Raw genomic sequence first — 17217 nt, 5'->3', positions numbered from 1 at the left:
CGCCCCACGAAGCTGATGGTACGTCAGATATTCGGGGTCACCAGGGGTCCGCACGGGATGAGACGGGGCTCACCCGGGATATGCCACAGCGGCATATCCCGATGCTCCGAAAACGACGTCAGAAGAGCTTCACGCCGGCCATCCAGCCGCCGTCGACGACGATGTGGGTGCCGGTCATATAGGAACTGTCGGGCCCGGTGAGGTACAGCGCCGCGGCGGCGATCTCGTCGGGTTCGCCGATGCGGGCCAGAGGTATGCCGCCGAAGACCTCGCTCACCGGGTCCGGCTCGCCCGGCGCGGGCGGCCGGGTGGGCAGGCCCTCGATGTCCCCCGGATTGGTCATCGGGGTACGGACACCGCCCGGGCAGATCGCGTTGACCCGGATGTGCGGGGCGGCCTCCAGGGCGGCCACCCGGGTCATCGCCAGGACCGCGCCCTTGGTCGAGGCGTACGCGACCAGGCCCTCCATGCCGGCCAGGCCCGCGTAGGAGGCGATGTTCACGATCGTGCCCGGCCCGCCCGCCGCGCGCATCGCGGGCAGCGCCGACTTCATGCCCAGGAACGTGCCGAGCTGGTTCACCTCGACGATCCGCAGATATGCCTCCCGGGACATCTCCTCGATCGGCTCGAAGGCCAGGATCCCGGCGTTGTTGACCAGTCCGTCGAGCCGGCCGAACGCGGCGACGGCGGCCTCCACCGCCCGCCGCCAGTCGTCCTCGTTCGACACGTCCAGGTGCACGTAGCGCGCCGCGTCGCCGATCTCCTTCGCCGCCGCCTCGCCCGCCTCGTCCAGGATGTCGCCGAGGACCACCCGCGCGCCCTCGGCCGCGAACAGGCGGGCCTCGGCCACGCCCTGTCCGCGTGCCGCGCCGGTGATCAGGACCACCCTGCCGTCCAGCTTGCCCATGCGAAGACCTTTCGGAGAAGGGGACTGATGGTGCGTCAGGACAGGTGCGGAGCCACCTCGGCGGCGAACCGGGCGATCTGGTCCAGCAGTTCGGCCAGGTCCCGGCTGCGGAAGCGGACCTGGATCTGGTTCGCGCCCTGCTCCCCGTACCAGCGCAGCGACTCGGCGATCTTGTCCGCGCCGCCGGTGAGGGTGTGTGCGCCGACGTCCCAGCCGGCCTCGCCGACGTAGATCATCTCGGTGATCGCGCCGATGTCCAGGCGCTCGTCCGCGCGGCCGAACTCCTCGCGGTAGCGCCGCAGTTCGGCCAGCTGTGCCGGGTAGGTCTCGCGCGGGCTGCCCTGCGGCAGCCAGCCGTCGCCGTACTTGGCCACCCGCTTGAGCGCGGCGCCGGCCGAGCCGCCGATCCAGATCGGCGGGCGGGGGGTCTGCACCGGACGCGGCCGGGCGCCCATGTCGTCCACCCGCCAGTGCTGCCCCGCGAAGGTCACGTATTCCTCGCGCAGCGCCAGGTCGAGCAGTTCCAGTGCCTCGTTCAGCGCCTTGCCCCGGGTCTTGAAGTCGACCCCGAGCATCTCGAACTCGGCCTCGACGTGGCCCGCGCCGGCGCCGACGATGGCGCGGCCCTTCGAGATCCGGTCCAGCGTGGCGAACGCCTTGGCGGACATCATCGGGTGCCGGTAGGCGAGCACCGACACGTGACTGATCAGCCGGATCCGCTCGGTGACGCCGGCCAGCCAGCCGAGCGTGGTCATCGTGTCCCACCACTCGGTGCCCATCGCGCCGGCGTGGCTGCGCGGGATCGCGGTGTGGTCGCAGACCGCGATGTAGGCGAAGCCGGCCCGGTCGCAGGCGCGGGCGAGCGCGGCGAGTTCGTCGGGTCCGGCGCCGTCCTCCCAGGCTTCCGCGTACAGCCGGCTCTGCGACTGGATGGGCAGCTGCATGCCGACGTGCAGGGTGCCCGGGGGCAGGATCGCGGCCATGGGAGTGCCTCCGAAGGTGCGAGAGGAGTCGAGCGGGGGCTCGGGGAAACAGGTCGGGCGAGATCGACGGACATCGATGGACTGTGCCGAACGCGTGTCACATACTCCGATCTAACGGGTCGTCAGACAAGGCCGAAAGACCGCTCCAGGAGGAACCGCACCGTGATCAACACCACCGACCCGAGCATCGACGCGGCCGAGGAGCGCATGCGCCTGGAGGTGGACGAGGGCACGGGCATCGCGTCGTTGACCCTGTGCCGGCCGGAGAAGTTGAACGCGTGGAGCTGGGAGGCGACCCGGCAGTTGGGCATCATGGCCGACCGGATCCGCTTCGACGAGCGCGTCCGGGTGGTGCTGCTGCGGGCCGAGGGGCGGGCGTTTTGCGCGGGCATCGACGTGACCGCGCCCGGCGGTGCGATCACCGGGCGCTCGGGGGCGGAGCGCACACGCAACTACTACGAGGGTCTGCGCTGGGTACACGAGCGGTTTCGCGCCTTCGCGCGGCTGCCGCAACCGGTGGTGGCGGCCGTCCAGGGCTACTGCCTGGGCTTCGGGTTCGAGTTGGCGCTGATGGCGGACATCCGGATCGCGGCGGACGATGCGCGGTTCGCGCTGCCCGAGGCGCAGATCGGGGTCGCGGTGGACGCCGGCGGCGACATCCGCATCGCCCGCGAGGCCGGCGCCGGGTGGGCCAAGCTGCTGTCGCTGACCGGGCGACGGATCGACGCGGCGCTGGCCGCGCGGCTGAACCTGGTCCAGGAGGTGGTGCCGACGGCCGACCTGGACCAGGCCGCACGGGCCGTGGCGGAGGAGATCGCGGCCAACGCGCCCCTGGCGGTACAGGGCATCAAACGCAGCATCGACACCTTCGCCGACGCGAACCTGGACGCGGCCCTGGGCCTGACCGCGATGTCGGCGGCACTGACCCTGGTATCGGACGACTCGGTGGCGGGCTACGCGGCCAAGGCCGCCCGCCGTCCGGCGCAGTTCGAGGGGAAATAGGAACCGGCCGCGATCCGTTCGGCAAACCCCTTGATGTCCGCTTTGGGCGGAAGTATTCTGAAAGAAGCCTACGGGGCGAGCGAGGGAGCTTGACCGGACAGCGCCTTCGGAGTGGTTGGCCGAGGACGGATGGTCAGGCTGAGAGGCCCGAAAGTCGAATGGACCGGAAGGCGACCCCTAGCACCTGTTCGGACAATGCCGACGCAGGGAGCCCACCTCGTAGGTTTTTGTTCGCGTGACGCTCGTGCTCGACCTCGGTCGACACGGGCGTTTTGTCGTCGCGCCACCGGCCGCTCGGCCCGAAGGGCCGGCGGCTCGGCGGCTCGGCGGGCGCGGGGTTCAGCGGCGGGTCGCCTCTTCGGCGGCCCGGGCCCGGAGTTCGAACTTCAGGACCTTGCCGCCCGGGTTGCGGGGAAGTTCGGTGACGAATTCGACCGTGCGCGGCACCTTGTAGTTGGCCATCTCGCGGCGGCAGAACGTGATGATCTCGTCGGCGGTGACCTCGGCGCCGGGACGCAGCAGCAGGTAGGCCTTGCCGACCTCGCCCATCCGCGCATCCGGGACGCCGACCACCGCGGCCTCCGAGATCGCCGGGTGCCCCGCCAGGACCGACTCGATCTCCGCCGGGTAGGCGTTGAACCCGCCGACGATGAACATGTCCTTGATCCGGTCGGTGATCCGCAGATTGCCCTGCTCGTCCAGGACGCCCACGTCGCCGGTGTGCAGCCAGCCGTCCGCGTCCACCGCCTTCGCGGTCTCCTCGACGTCCTCGAAGTAGCCCGTCATCACGTTGTATCCGCGCACCCACACCTCGCCCGACTCGCCGACCGCCGTCGGCTTGCCGTCCGCGTCCACGGTGATCACCTCGACGCCCGGGATGGCCCGGCCCGAGGTGGACGAGATGGTCTCGGCCGAGTCGCCCTGGCGGCACATCGTGGCGGTGCCGCACGACTCGGTCAGCCCGTACGCGGTCAGCACCGAGTCGAAGCCCAGCTCCTCGGCCATCCGGGTGACCAGGGACAACGGCACCGCCGCCGCCCCGGTGACCGCGAGCCGCAGCGAGGACAGGTCGTAGCCGGTCGCCCCCTCCCGCGCCACCGCGTCGAGCAGCGAGGTGTAGATGGTCGGCGCGCCCGGCAGCACGGTGACCTTCTCCTGCTGGATCAGCGCCATCGTGGCATCCGCGTCGAAGACCGCCTGCGGGATCAGCGTGGCGCCCTTGATCAGGCTCGCGATGATCCCGGCCTTGTACCCGAAGGTGTGGAAGAAGGGGCTGACCACGAGATACCGGTCGCCCTCGGTGACCCCGACCACCGAAGCCCAGGTGTCGAACACCCGCAACGTCTGGGCCTGCGTGGTCATCACGCCCTTGGGCGCGCCGGTGGTGCCGGAGGTGAAGATGATGTCGCCGGTGTCGTCCGGGGCCACGCTCGCCTTGCGGGCGTCCACCTCGGCTGCGGTGATGTGGTCGCCGCCGGTCAGGAAGTCGGCCCAGGAAACGCAGTCGTCCGGCGCGGCGTCCGCGAGTACGACCACCCGGCCCAGGTCCGGCAGGTCCGCGAACGGCCGGCCCTCGGCGGCGCCGCCCGCCGCCTGGCGCAACATCCCGACATAGGACGCGCCGAGGAAGGTGCCCGAGACGAACAGCAGCCTGGCGTGCGTCTTGGCCAGCACGTACTTGGCCTCGGCGCCCTTGTACCGGGTGTTCATCGGCACCACGACGCCGCCGGCGGTGAGCGCGCCGAGCGCGGCCACCATCCAGTCCAGCGAGTTCGGCGCCCACACGCCGACCCGGTCGCCCCTGCCGACGCCGGCCGCGATGGCGGCGGCCGCGGCGCGCCGGACGCGGTCCCGCAGTTCGGTGTAGGTGACCCGTACATTGCCGTCCACCACGGCCTCACGGTCACCGAAGCGGTCCGCCGCGCTGTCGACGAGAGCAGGAATGCTGCCCCACTCGAGGTCCCCTTGCATGATCGCTCCCGGAGAGGCCAGAGGTTGATTGAACCTGACGGTACGTCAGATCATGGCGGCGAGGGAAGCGGCATCGCGGCGATCGAGACGCACACCACCGCGAAGCGGTGGCGACCGATGATTGAAGGCTGACTATGCGCAAGTTCGAGACGCTGGGCTATGAGCAGGAGAACGGCGTCGCGTGGGTGACGCTGAACCGCCCCGACCGGCACAACGCGTTCGACATCACCATGATCGACGAGTTGCACACGTTGTGGCGGGACCTGCGGCACGACGACGAGGTGCGCTGCGTGGTGCTCACCGGCGCGGGCGACAAGGCGTTCTGCACGGGCATCGACCGCGGTGTGGACATCCCGCAGCCGTCGTCGCCGTACATGATGGACGACCCGATGCTCCGGGTCGGCCCGAAGTTCTCCGACCTGTGGAAGCCGGTGATCGTCGCGGTCAACGGGATGGCCTGCGGCGGCGCGTTCTATCTGCTGGGCGAGTGCGAGTTCGCGATCGCCGCGGAGGGGGCGACGTTCTTCGACCCGCACACCACGTACGGCATGGTCTCCGGGTTCGAGTCGATGCATCTGGCGCAGCGCATGCCGCTGGGCGAGGTCATGCGGCTGACCCTTCTCGGCAACGCCGAGCGGATGAGCGCCCAGCGGGCGTACGAGACGGGCCTGGTCTCGCAGGTGGTCCCCGCCGCGGACCTGCTCGACACCGCCCGCTGGGCCGCCGAGACCATCGCGTCCTATCCCCCACACGGCGTCCAGGGCTCGATCCGCGCGATCTGGGCGGCCCGCGACCTCACCCGCGCCCAGGCCCTGACCATGGCTCCGCACCTGATCGAACTGGGCAACCTGGACTGGTCCGAGCAGGCGGGCCTGTTCCAGGGCCGCAGCAGGGAGTTCCGGGTGCGCTGAGGCCACCACGTGCCCCCGGGGTCGTCGCTACCGCTCCGGGGACCCGCCGCGCCCGACGTCGCGCGAACGGCCGGACGAGAAGGTGCCACGAGCCGAATCGGCCGCCGCGTCGGACCACCCCGGCGCGGCCGGCCACGGATGCACGCCGAGCGCCCGCCCGTCGGGGGCGGGATCCATCGCGGGGAGCTCCCGCGAGGGCCTGGCCCGCACCCCGTCGCCGGCCGCGACGGCCCGACCGATGGCCTCCTCGAGCGCGCCGCCGGGCCGTACCCTCCGGTCGTAGGCGCGACGGGCGCGCATCTGCACCCGGCGCGGCACGGGCGCGGCCAGGCCCTTCGCCGCGACGACCGCGATGCGCGCCACGCCCGCACCGCCCGTCACGCCCGCGCTGCTCGCCGCACCCGCCCCCGAGACATCCCGCCCCCTGACCTCGCTCGCGGATCCCGGCTCGCCGCCCCCCGACACCCCGGAACCGCCGGCCCCCGCCCCCGACTTGGCCACCCCCGCAACGACGTCGACCACGTCGTCGGTGACCTCGACCGGCCTCGGCGGCTCCCAGGGCCGGACCCACGCGGGCCCCCGCGCCGGCTTCGGCGCCAAGCCGACGTGGTGCAGTTCGGCGTGCCCGAACCGCACCAGGTCCTTCGCGCGCACCACCCGCGACCCGCGCAGCACCCGGGCCTCGTTGCGCTTGGAGGCGGCGCCCGCCCACCACACCCCGTAGGCCGCGCGCAGGCTCAGGAACTCCGGATTGGCCTCCGCGCCCGGCACCGTGCGCCCGAGTTCGCCGAACATCGGCCCGAAGAAGGCGCCCGGGTAGCGCCGCCTGCCGGCACTCCACGGCCGATGCAGCGCCGGCGGCGTGCGGTTGAGCACCCACGCCTCGTCCATGAGCCGGTCCGACGGCTCGTCCAAGGGACGATCGCCGACAGAGTGATAGCGGGCGTAGCCGAACAGGGGCGGCCGTACCCCGGGAGGAACCGCCCCGGACTCGACGAATCGGTTGCCCTCGGGGATCTCGCCCCGGCGAAGCCGGCGCAGAATCGTCCGGCGGCGCTCGTACTCGTGGATCATCTGCGGCCATTCGTCGGCCGAGATCGCCCGGGCCAGGCGGGCCGCGAAGGAGGCGCGGCGGCGGAGTTCGTCCGCGCCCGAGGACGATCGCACACCGTCGCGCACGACCGGCGGGCGCAACTCGCCCGACGCGAGCCGCCGCCACATCTCGGCCTCGGTCGCGGGCGGATCGGGCTCGGCGTCGCCGCCCTCCTTCATGGTCCACAGCTTCGGCATGGCGTAGATCCCGCCGTCCGGGCCGATCCGGGGCCACCAGGTGACCGTCATCCTCGCGCGTGCCTGGACCTCGTTTGCGGTGAGCCGGTGCAGCACGCGCAGCACGCCGATGACCGCGCGGTAGACGGGGACCCGGCGGCGCATCCGGCGATACTCGACCCGGAACCGCTCGTCGCTCTCCAACCACGCGCTGCCCCGCAGCCTGCGTCCGCGCAGGTGATCGGTGACGGCGTTGGGCATGGCGACTCCTTCCGCTCCACACGGTGTCGGGAAGGTAGGGCCCTGGATCGATGGTCCCATCGGACGAATCGCGCGTCTCTCCGGGGTCGTGCCGATCCTCGCAGGTCGAGCACCGCCCCGGGAACACGAATGCCCCCGATTCGCCAGGGAACCGGGGGCGTTCGCGCGTGACGACGGCCGCCTGATGCGTCGTCAGTCCAACGGGGTGGGTCAGAACGCGGGTGTGGGCGGGGCCGGCGCGTCGCCGAGCAGGTCCGCCGCGATCCGGTCGCGGTGTACGCCCGCGTCGCCCCACGCGGTGCCCAGCGCCCAGGCGCGCTTCATGAACAGTTGCAGGTCGTGTTCCTCGGTGTAGCCGATCGCGCCGTGCACCTGGAGGCAGTTGCGGGCCGCGAGGTCGGCCGCCTCGCCCGCGTAGATCTTCGCCATCGACACGTCGCGGGCGGCCGAGGGCAGGTCGCGGGCCAGCGAGTAGGCGGCGCGCAGCACCACGGGGCGGGCGAACTCCAGTTTGATCAGCACGTTGGCCAGGTGGTGCTGGACCGACTGGTGCGAGCCGATCGGCACGCCGCGCTGGACCCGCTGCTTGGCGTACTCGACGGTGGTGTCCAGCATCCGCCGGGTCAGGCCGAGCAGTTGCGCCGCGGCGCCGAGCGCGCCCCGGTCCGCCGCCCGGGCCAGCGCGCGCTGTGTACCCGAGGCCACCAGAGTGCGTGCGGTCGGCGTGAAGTCGACCGTGAAGAGCTTGCGGCTGCGGTCGACCGAGCGCTGCGCGGTCAGCACGCAGTCGGCCGGCGTCACCACGTGCAGGTCGCCGTCGGCCAGGCCGATCACCAGGACGTCGGCGGCCGCCGCCTCGACCGCGAGGCGCTGTCCGGGCAGCAGCACGGAGGCCGCCGCCCGACCGGCCGCGATCTCGGCCAACCACCCGGCGTCGGGAGCGAACTCGGCCAGCAGACCGGCCGCGACCGCGGATTCCAGCAGCGGTTCGGGCAGCGCGGCCCGGCCGGCCTCGACCAGCACGGCAGCCAGTTCCTCGTCGCCCATGCCCAGGCCGTCGTGCTCCTCCGGAACCACGATGCCGGTCACGCCGACCTTGGCGAGTTCGACCCAGCGCGCGGAGATCGCGGTGTCGGCGGCCCACGCGGCGCGCACGTCCGCCGTGGTGCACCGGTCGGCGAGGAAGTCGCGGACCGTGTCGCGGAACAGTTCCTGGTCTTCGGTGTATGCGAGGCGCATCGTCGGGACCCTTCTACTTCGCTCGGGGCAGGCCGAGGATGCGCTCGGCGATCGTGTTGCGCTGGATCTCGTTGGTGCCGGCGTAGATCGGCCCGCCGAGCGCGAACAGGAAGCCGTCCAGCCAGCCGCCGTCGCCGTCGTCCAGCTCGCCCGCCTCGCCGAGCAGGCGCAGCGCGGTCGCGTGCAGCTCGACGTCCATCTCGGACCAGAAGACCTTGTTGATCGAGGAGTCGGCGCCGATCGCGCCGCCCGCCTGGAGCTTGGTGACCGTGCCGAAGGTGAACAGCCGGTACGCGTCCGCGTCCATCCAGGCCCGCACCACCGCGTCCCGCTCGGCCGCGCGCGGGTCGCGCCTGTACAGCTCGATCAGCCGGTTCGCGGGGGCCACGAAGCGGCCCGGGCTGCGCAGGTTGAGGCCGCGCTCGCTGCCGGTGGTGGCGATCATGATCTTCCAGCCCTCGTCCACCCCGCCGAGCACGTCGGCGTCGGGGACGAAGACGTCGTCCAGGAAGACCTCGGCGAAGCCCGGCTCGCCGTCCAGCTGCGGGATCGGCCGCACCGTCACGCCCTCGGCGGCGAGGTCGACCATGAAGTAGGTCAGGCCGCGGTGCCGCTGCGCCTGGGGGTCGGTGCGGAACAGGCCGAACAGGCGGTGCCCGTAGGTGCCGCGCGAGCTCCAGATCTTCTGGCCGCTGAGCCGCCAGCCGCCGCGCTCCTCGTCCCGCTCCGCGCGCGAGCGCACGTTGGCCAGGTCGGAACCGGCCTCGGGCTCGGACCAGCCCTGGACCCAGATCTCCTCGCCGGCGGCCATCGCGGGCAGGTAACGGTCCTGCTGCTCCCGGGTGCCGAACTCGAAGAGGGTCGGGGCGAACAGGAAGATGCCGTTCTGGCTGACCCGGCCGGGGGCGCCGGCGCGGTAGTACTCCTCCTCGAAGATCAGCCACTCCGTCAGACCCGCCTCGCGCCCGCCGTACTCCCAGGGCCAGGACACCACCGCCCAGCGCGCGTCGAAGAGCTTGCGCTCCCACGCGCGGTGGGCCATGAAGCCCTCGCGGGTGTCCATCGACGGCAGTGGCTCGGCGGGCACGTTGGCGGTCAGCCACGCGCGCGCCTCCCGGCGGAACTCCTGCTCCTGCTCGGTGAATTCGAGATCCACTGGGCGACTCCCTCGACGGGTGTGAGACCGAGGACACACAGGTCGAAACCCGGTCGGACACGGGTAGCATAACTGACGGGTCGTCAGGTTAGCTGCTGTACGCGGTGTGGCGACAGCGTGCGCGGCGTGTGATCGGACACGCGGACCGAGGCGGTCGGCCGCGGAAACAACGAGGATCAAAGGAGGCCCCAGTGGCCGAGGCATACATCGTCGACGCGGTCCGTACGCCGGTCGGTCGCAAGAAGGGCAGCCTGTCCGGGGTACATCCGGCCGACCTGGGCGCGCACGCGCTCACCGCGCTGGTCGAGCGCAGCGGCATCGACCCGGACGTGGTCGAGGACGTGGTCTTCGGCTGCGTGGACACCATCGGCCCGCAGGCGGGCGACATCGCCCGTACCGCGTGGCTCGCCGCCGGCTACAGCGAGGCGGTGCCCGGGGTCACCATCGACCGGCAGTGCGGCTCCTCGCAGCAGGCGATCCACTTCGCCGCGCAGGGTGTGCTGTCCGGCACCCAGGACGTGGTGATCGCCGGCGGCGTGCAGAACATGAACCAGATCCCCATCGGCGCGGCGATGACCTCGGCGAAGCCGCTCGGTTTCACCGACCCGTTCTCCGGCTCCAAGGGCTGGGCGGCGCGCTACGGCGACGAGCCCGTCGACCAGTTCCACGGCGCCGAGCTGATCGCGAAGCGGTGGGACATCTCCCGCGAGGAGATGGAGCACTTCGCGCTCGCGTCGCACGAGCGGGCGATCCACGCGATCGACAACGGGTGGTTCGAGAAGGAGATCGCGCCGATCGACGTGGACGGCACCGTGGTCTCGGTCGACGAGCCGCCGCGCCGGGGCACCACCCTGGAGAAGATGGCGGAGCTGAAGGTGCTGATGGAGGGCGGCCGGATGACCGCCGCAGTCGCGTCGCAGATCTCCGACGGGGCGGCGGCGCTGCTGATCGTCTCGGAGCGGGCGCTCAAGCGCCACGGCCTCACCCCGCGCGCCCGGATCCACCACATGAGCGTGCGCGGCGCGTCCCCGATCGAGATGCTGTCCGCGCCGATCCCGGCCACGGAGTACGCCTTCGCCAAGTGCGGCCTGGGCATCGACGACATCGACGCGGTCGAGATCAACGAGGCGTTCGCACCGGTGGTGCTGTCCTGGATGAAGGACATCAAGGCCCCGCACGAGAAGGTCAATCCCAACGGCGGCGCGATCGCCTTGGGCCACCCGCTCGGCGCCACCGGCGCCCGCCTGATGACCACCCTGCTGCACCACCTGGAGCGCACCGGAGGCCGCTACGGCCTGCAAACCATGTGCGAGGGCGGCGGCCAGGCCAACGTCACGATCATCGAACGCCTGGGCTGACCCCTTCGCCCGCGCGCTTCGCGGCGAACATGAAGGAGCGCGGCCACCGGGGGGAACGGTGGCCGCGCTCGCTGGGGGGAGGTGCCGGATCAGAACTGGCGCTGGTATCCCTGGCGTTCGTACGTCGGGTACTGGGCGGCCGGCTGCGGGGCGTGGACCCGCGGGACGCGGCTGGGCCACCAGTTGGCCCGGCCCAGGATGGTCATCAGCGAGGGCAGGATCACGATCCGAACCACGATCGCGTCGATCAGGACCGCGGCGGCCAGGCCGACGCCCATCTGCTTCATGTCGAGCATGCTCAGCGTGCCGAAGACCCCGAAGACCGAGACCATCACGATCGCCGCGCTGGTGATCACGCCGGCCGAGCTGGTGATGCCGCGCTCGACCGCCGCCTTGGTGGACATCCCCTGCATGGCCGCCTCGCGGATCCGGCTGACCACGAAGACGTGGTAGTCCATCGACAGGCCGAACAGGACCACGAACAGGAACAGCGGCAGCCAGGAGATGATCGCGCCGCTGGAGTGGAAGTCCAGGTACTTCTCGGCCCAGGTGTGCTGGAAGACCACGACCAGGAAGCCGAAGGAGGCCAGCGCGGAGAGCAGGTTGATCGCGATCGCGGTGAGCGCGACCACCACCGAGCGGAACGTCACCGACATCATCACGAAGGTCAGCAGCAGCACGAAGCCGATCACCAGCGGCAACTTGTCCTGCACGTGGTCGGCGAAGTCCTTGTTCAGCGCCGTCTCGCCGGAGACCGCGAACTCCGCTCCCGCCACGGTGCCGACGGTGTTCGGCAGCACGGTGTCCCGCAGTTGCTTCAGCGCCGTCTTGGCCTCCTTGGAGCTGGAGATGTGCGGCACGATCACGTCGGCCTTGAACGCGCGGCCGTCCTGGGAGACCAGCACCTCGACCGGGTCCTTGGCGAACAGCGGGTTGGTGCGGGTCTGCGCGATCGCCTTGTCCAGGGCGGCGCGGGTCTCCTTCTCCTTGCCGGCCGGGGCGAGGGCGATCAGGTTGTACGGGCTGTGCTTGCTCGGGTAGGCGTCGGTCATCCGGTCGTAGGTCTGCATCGTGGCCATCGAGCGGGGGAAGTCGTCGTCGGAGGTGTTCTGCAGCTTCATGTCGAAGGTCGGCAGGGCCAGCGCGCCGAGGGCGATCACCGACACGAGCAGAGTGGTCTTGGGGTGGTTCAGCGCCGGGCGCAGCATGGCCTTCCACACGCGCGGCTCGCGGTCCGCGCGGGCGGTCAGCCGCCACAGGATCGGCACCCGGGGCCGGTCGATCTTGTTGCCCAGCTTGGCGAGCAGCGCGGGCAGCACGGTGAGCGAGCCGACCATGGCGACCGCGACCACGATGATGCCGCCGGTGGCCAGGCTGGAGAAGATCGCGTCGTCGGCGATGTACATGCCGGCCATCGAGACGATCACCGCGATCGCGGAGACCACCACGGCGTGTCCGGAGGTGGCGGCGGCGATCTCGATCGCATCGATCCGGCCGCGGCCCTTGGCCCGCTCCTCACGCTCGCGCTTGACGTAGAAGAGCGAGTAGTCGACGCCGACCGCCATGCCCATCATCAAGATGATGCTGGACACGGTGCCCGCGTCGGGCACGAGCGTGGAGGCGAGGCCGTACAGACCGATCGAGGCACCCACCGCGGAGATGGCCAACAGCACCGGCACCGCGGCGGCGATCATCGCGCCGAACGCGACCATCAGGATGACCAACGTGATCGGCAGGCTGAACAGTTCGGCTTTGCCGAGGTCCTCGGCGATCTGGTCCTGGATGCCCTTGCCGAGCGAGGCGTCACCGATCTCCTCGACCCGCAGGTCGGGGTGTTCCTTCTGGACGCTCGCCGTCGCCTTCAGCAACGGGTCGATGTGGTCCTTGGCCTTCTCGGCGTCACCCTTCATGGTGAGCGGCACAAGGAGCGCCTTGCCGTTCGTGGCCGGGATCGGCTCGGAGACCTCGGCGACCTCGGGCAGTGCCTTCAGCTTGGTGGTGACCTCGGCCGCGATCTTGTTCGCCACGGTCCGGTCCAGCGCGCCGCTCTTCGCGGTGATCAGCACGTTCTCACTCGCCGCGCCGTCCAGGCCGTACTGCTTGGCGATCGCGTCGGCCCGGCCGGACTGGCCGGTGCGCATGTCGGCCTTGGTGGTCTTCTCGGTACCCGCCGCGCCGCCGACGACCAGGCAGACGGCGACGAACACGATCCACATGGTGATCGCCCGCCACGGGTGGGTGGCGCTCCATCGTGCGACACGAACGGTCGCCGGCTGCTTGGCCATTGTCAGGTCCCCTCTTGAATGCGCTCTGCTTCCCGCTGACAGTTCGAGTCTGTCGGCGGACGGGTCGCGGAACACTGCGCCGGGACCCCGAGCAGGGGTGGGTCCAGACCCACCCCCCGGAGCGGCGAGGGCGCCGGCGGGGCGGGGTTGTTTGTGGCGAACTCGGCCGAATACGGCCGGACATGCCGCCGGCACCGCCCACGGAGGGGCGGTGCCGGCGGTGGGGCAGCCCGAGGTCAGACCCGGGCGGCCTCCAGGTCGTACAGGATCCCGCTCGCCTGCGCGGTGATCCGGTCGATCAACTCGGCGCACGAGGGCAGGTCCTCGATCACCCCGACCACCTGGCCGGAGGCCATCACGCCCAGGTCCGGTCGGCCGTCCACCATCGCGGCCTTGAGCAGCATCGGCGTGTTGGCCGCCATCAGCACCTGCGGCCAGCTCAACCCCTGCGACTTCTTCATCGCCAGGCCCTCGCGGGCCATGTCGGTGAGCCTGGCGCCGCTGAGCTTGCGGAACCGCAGCGCGTTGGCGATCGAGCGCGGATAGCGGGCGAGCACCGAACGCTGTTCGAGCCGCTTGACGAAGTCGGTGGCCAGCACCCGGTGCGGGACGCCGTCCACTTCCTTGGACACCACCGTGCCGGTGACGTCGGTGGCGAGGTAGACGTCCTTGACCGCGTTGCCCACGGGGCTGTCCGAGGTGAGCAGGAAGCGGGTGCCCATCGCGATCGCGTCGGCGCCGTACGCGAGCGCCGCGACCAGGCCGCGCCCGTCGAAGAAGCCGCCGGCCGCGATCACCGTGACGTCGCTGCCCCGGAGCACGTCGGTGACCTGCGGCAGGAGCAGCGTGGTCGGGATCGAGCCGGTGTGGCCGCCGCCCTCGCCGCCCTGCACGATCACCCCGTCGACGCCCCACTCGGCGACCTTCTGCGCGTGCCGCTTGGCGCCGATCGAGGGCACCACCAGCATGCCGAGGTCGTGCGCCCGTGCGATCAGGTCCTTCTTCGGCGCCTGCGCGAACGACGCGACCGTGATGCCCTCGCGGCCCATCAGGTCGATCCGCTCGGCCGCGTCCGGCGCGTCCGCGCGCAGGTTGACCGCGAACGGCTTGGCGGTGCGCTTCTTCACCGCCGCGATCGCCGCGACCAACTCCTCGTAGGTCATCGTGGCCGAGGCCAGGATGCCCAGGCCGCCCGCCTCGGCGGTGGCCGCGACCAGGCTCGGGTAGGACACGTAGCCCATGCCGGTCTGCACGACCGGATACTCGACGCCGAACTTCGCGGTGAAGCCGTTCCGCAGCGCCGGGTGCAGGCCGGCAGTCCCGCTCGCGCCGAACGCCCCGCTCACGCCGGCACCTCGCGCAGGCGCATCCCGCGCGGGTCCAACACCTCGCGCACGATCCGCAGTTCCTCGTCCGAGGGCACCCGCGAGGTGGGCACCTCGGCCGGGACCACCAGTTCGAAGCCGGTCGCCGCGACCACCTCGTCGACGCTCACCCCGGGGTGCACCGACCGCAGCCGCATGACCTTGGTGTCGGTCTCGAAGTCGAGCACGCACAGGTTGGTGACGACCCGTCGGATCTCGTGGAAACGACCCGCCGAACCCGTCGCCGCGGCCCGGTCGTAGCCGACGCAGGAGACCATGTCCACCTTCGGCGTGAGCACCCGCGCCGAATGCTTGGGGATCCAGTAACTGGTGGTGTGGTTGATCGTGTTGCCCGGTCCGCCGCGCGAACCGAGCACCTGGCGCTTGGGCCTGGCCCAGTCGCCGATCGCGGAGATGTTGGCGTTGCCGTGCGCGTCGATCTGCACCGGGCCCATCATCACGTGCCGGCGCCCGGAGGCGAGCACGTCGAGCACCTGGCGGTACGGGATCCAGCCGACCACGGCGAACTCGTCGGGCTTGGCGCCCAGTCGGGCGTCGCCCTCGAAGAAGTACGACTCGCCGTTGGACAACATCAGGTCCGGCTCGAAGGTGGCGCGGGCAAGGCGGGCGCCGATGGTGGGGATGGTGCCCATCGGGCTGCCGATGATCTCGCCGTCGCCGCGGAAGCAGTCCGCGACGGCGGCCACGCACACGTCGGCGCGCGTCGCCTCGGTCAGGGTGTCGGTGCTCACTTGGCGTTCTCCTTCGCGAACTCCGCGACGGCGGCCTGATACGCCGCTTCGCTCTCGACCTTCAGGAAGCGCTGCTCGAACGCGGCCCACGCCTCGGGGTCGGCGGCGGCCGTCGCGTACGCCTTCTGGAACGCCTCATCACGCCCGTACTCCGGCGGACACTCGGTGAAGTGCGCCCCGTTCGGCGCCTCGACCACGCCGTGCGTCATGTAGCGGTGCACGGTCAGGGTGTGTACGCAGCCCGCCGCCTTGAGCAGTTCCTCGCTCGGCACCACGCGCTCCGCCGAGACGTACGCCTTCTCCGCCGCCAGGCAGAACAGGTCGTCCATGAACTGGTCCGGGCCGGTCAGCGCGGCGTTGCCGCGCTCGTCGGCGACGTTGGCGTGGATCAGCGCGACGTCCAGGTTCAGCGCGGGCATCGCGACCAACGTCTCGTCGCCGTACGGCGATTCGATCGTCTTCAGGTGCGGCGAGACGGTGAGGATGTCCGAACCCAGGCCCGCGCGGGTGGGCAGGAACGGCAGCCGCTGGGCGGCGGCGCGCAGCCCGGTGAGGAACATGCCCTCGTCGTACTCGACCGCCTCGACCAGGCCGTTCTCCCGGACGTGCCGGAAGTTGGGCTCCAGCGGGATCGAGTCGAGCGAGACGAACGCGTAGACGAGCTTGCGCGCCTTGCCGGCGCGGGCGAGCAGTCCGACGTCGGGGCCGCCGTACGAGACGACGGTCAGGTCCTTGAGGTCGGATCGCAGGATCGCCCGGACCAGGGCCATCGGCTTGCGCCGCGACCCCCACCCGCCGATCCCGACGGTCATTCCGTCGGAGAGTTGTGCGACGACCTGATCGGGCGTCATGCGCTTGTCGGCCATGGATGGTTGCTCCCGTCTCTGATGCGAGGTCCGCGTCACTTCGAGGTGTCCGCTTCGCGGCCCTCGGTGAAGGCGTCGCGCAGTTCGTCCGACACGCCGGTCAGGTTCAGCTCGAACGTGAAGCCCTGCTCGTAGCGGTACGAGCGCTTGACGTCGACCGGGTCGATGCCGTTCAGCGACGCCTTCGCGGCGCGGATCACGGTCGGGCTCTTGGCCGCGATCGTGCGGGCCACCTCGAACGCGGTCTCGACCAGCTTGTCCCGGTCGACCAGCTTGTAGATGGAGCCGTACGCGTGCAGTTCGGCCGCCGGGGCGTTCTCCGACGTGTAGACCATCTGCCGCATGCGGTGCTGCGGGACGAGCCGGGCCAGGTGGGTGGCCGCCCCGAGCGCGCCGCGGTCCACCTCGGGCAGGCCGAAGAACGCGTCGTGCGAGGCGATCACGATGTCCGCGTTGCCGACCAGGCCGATGCCGCCGCCGACGCAGAATCCGTGCACGGCGGCGATCACCGGCACCTCGCAGTCGTACACCGCGGCGAACGCGTCGTAGCAGCCCTTGTTGGCCCCCACGAGCGCGTCGAAGCCCTCGGTGTTGGACATCTCCTTGATGTCGACGCCGGCGTTGAAGCCGCGTCCCTCGGCCCGGAGCACCACGACCCGGACCTGCCGGTCGCGGCTCGCCTCGCGGAGCCGGTCCGCGAGTTCGAACCAGCCGGCGACGGTGAGCGCGTTGACGGGGGGTGCGTCGAGCACCACCTCGGCGATGCCCTCACGCACCTCGTAACGGATAGCCATGGCAACCAGATCCATTCGGCCGCGTGCGTCGGATCGGCCGGTCATGCGCCCGGTACCGGCGGGTGCGGCCGACGCGGCCGTCCGGTCGTGAGAGGCACA

At 71.2% G+C, this 17217-nt stretch carries 14 protein-coding genes; 3 read left to right on the top strand and 11 right to left on the bottom strand.

From position 1 onward, the window contains the following. Nucleotides 1-118 precede the first annotated feature (118 nt). On the bottom strand, nucleotides 119-907 hold the full coding sequence (locus ACH4XV_RS26780; protein WP_395794024.1) for a glucose 1-dehydrogenase: 789 nt from the start codon (nucleotides 905-907) through the stop codon (nucleotides 119-121). A gap of 35 nt (nucleotides 908-942) precedes the next feature. After that, the gene (locus ACH4XV_RS26775; protein WP_395794023.1) at nucleotides 943-1890 is read right to left on the bottom strand and encodes a TIGR03619 family F420-dependent LLM class oxidoreductase; all 948 of its coding nucleotides are present in this window, start codon (nucleotides 1888-1890) and stop codon (nucleotides 943-945) included. Between the two features lie 162 nt (nucleotides 1891-2052). Here ACH4XV_RS26775 and ACH4XV_RS26770 point away from each other — a divergent pair, with 162 nt between their 5' ends. After that, nucleotides 2053-2892, top strand: a complete 840-nt coding sequence (locus ACH4XV_RS26770) for an enoyl-CoA hydratase/isomerase family protein (protein ID WP_395794021.1) — start codon at nucleotides 2053-2055, stop codon at nucleotides 2890-2892. 339 nt (nucleotides 2893-3231) lie between these two features. On the opposite strand, the gene ACH4XV_RS26765 is transcribed toward ACH4XV_RS26770, so the two are convergent. Continuing rightward, nucleotides 3232-4863: a FadD3 family acyl-CoA ligase gene (locus ACH4XV_RS26765; protein WP_395794019.1), complete on the bottom strand. Its 1632-nt coding sequence runs from the start codon at nucleotides 4861-4863 to the stop codon at nucleotides 3232-3234. 134 nt (nucleotides 4864-4997) lie between these two features. Between ACH4XV_RS26765 and ACH4XV_RS26760 the strand changes: the two genes are divergently transcribed. Beyond that, nucleotides 4998-5774: an enoyl-CoA hydratase/isomerase family protein gene (locus tag ACH4XV_RS26760; RefSeq protein ID WP_395794017.1), complete on the top strand. Its 777-nt coding sequence runs from the start codon at nucleotides 4998-5000 to the stop codon at nucleotides 5772-5774. A gap of 27 nt (nucleotides 5775-5801) precedes the next feature. On the opposite strand, the gene ACH4XV_RS26755 is transcribed toward ACH4XV_RS26760, so the two are convergent. From ACH4XV_RS26755 to ACH4XV_RS26745, 3 genes are all read right to left on the bottom strand, one after another. Further along, nucleotides 5802-7304: a hypothetical protein gene (locus ACH4XV_RS26755; protein WP_395794015.1), complete on the bottom strand. Its 1503-nt coding sequence runs from the start codon at nucleotides 7302-7304 to the stop codon at nucleotides 5802-5804. 210 nt (nucleotides 7305-7514) lie between these two features. Next, nucleotides 7515-8543 carry an acyl-CoA dehydrogenase family protein gene (locus tag ACH4XV_RS26750; protein WP_395794013.1) on the bottom strand — a complete coding sequence of 343 codons (1029 nt, stop codon included), beginning with the start codon at nucleotides 8541-8543 and terminating at the stop codon, nucleotides 7515-7517. Between the two features lie 13 nt (nucleotides 8544-8556). Continuing rightward, entirely contained in the window at nucleotides 8557-9699 is a 1143-nt protein-coding gene (locus tag ACH4XV_RS26745; RefSeq protein ID WP_395794011.1) for an acyl-CoA dehydrogenase family protein, read from the bottom strand. 191 nt (nucleotides 9700-9890) lie between these two features. Here ACH4XV_RS26745 and ACH4XV_RS26740 point away from each other — a divergent pair, with 191 nt between their 5' ends. Continuing rightward, nucleotides 9891-11057, top strand: coding sequence for an acetyl-CoA C-acetyltransferase (locus ACH4XV_RS26740; protein WP_395794009.1), 1167 nt, complete (start codon nucleotides 9891-9893; stop codon nucleotides 11055-11057). Between the two features lie 89 nt (nucleotides 11058-11146). Here ACH4XV_RS26740 and ACH4XV_RS26735 read toward each other — a convergent pair whose 3' ends face one another. From ACH4XV_RS26735 to ACH4XV_RS26715, 5 genes are all read right to left on the bottom strand, one after another. Further along, on the bottom strand, nucleotides 11147-13342 hold the full coding sequence (locus ACH4XV_RS26735; protein ID WP_395794007.1) for an MMPL family transporter: 2196 nt from the start codon (nucleotides 13340-13342) through the stop codon (nucleotides 11147-11149). 236 nt (nucleotides 13343-13578) lie between these two features. Further along, nucleotides 13579-14688: an NAD(P)H-dependent flavin oxidoreductase gene (locus tag ACH4XV_RS26730; protein ID WP_395794005.1), complete on the bottom strand. Its 1110-nt coding sequence runs from the start codon at nucleotides 14686-14688 to the stop codon at nucleotides 13579-13581. Beyond that, on the bottom strand, nucleotides 14685-15458 hold the full coding sequence (locus ACH4XV_RS26725; protein WP_395794003.1) for a CoA-transferase subunit beta: 774 nt from the start codon (nucleotides 15456-15458) through the stop codon (nucleotides 14685-14687). Before ACH4XV_RS26725 ends, ACH4XV_RS26730 begins: the two co-directional genes overlap by 4 nt. Beyond that, nucleotides 15455-16324, bottom strand: a complete 870-nt coding sequence (locus ACH4XV_RS26720) for a CoA transferase subunit A (RefSeq protein ID WP_395794001.1) — start codon at nucleotides 16322-16324, stop codon at nucleotides 15455-15457. The genes ACH4XV_RS26725 and ACH4XV_RS26720 overlap by 4 nt, the downstream gene beginning before the upstream one ends. Nucleotides 16325-16359: 35 nt before the next feature. Further along, a complete protein-coding gene (locus ACH4XV_RS26715; RefSeq protein ID WP_379999262.1) occupies nucleotides 16360-17118 on the bottom strand; it encodes an enoyl-CoA hydratase family protein in 759 nt (252 codons plus the stop codon). Between the last annotated feature and the right edge of the window lie 99 nt (nucleotides 17119-17217).

It is taken from the genome of Embleya sp. NPDC020630, assembly GCF_044334985.1.
Classification (GTDB): domain Bacteria; phylum Actinomycetota; class Actinomycetes; order Streptomycetales; family Streptomycetaceae; genus Embleya.
This window is presented reverse-complemented; position numbering and strand designations above follow the sequence as displayed.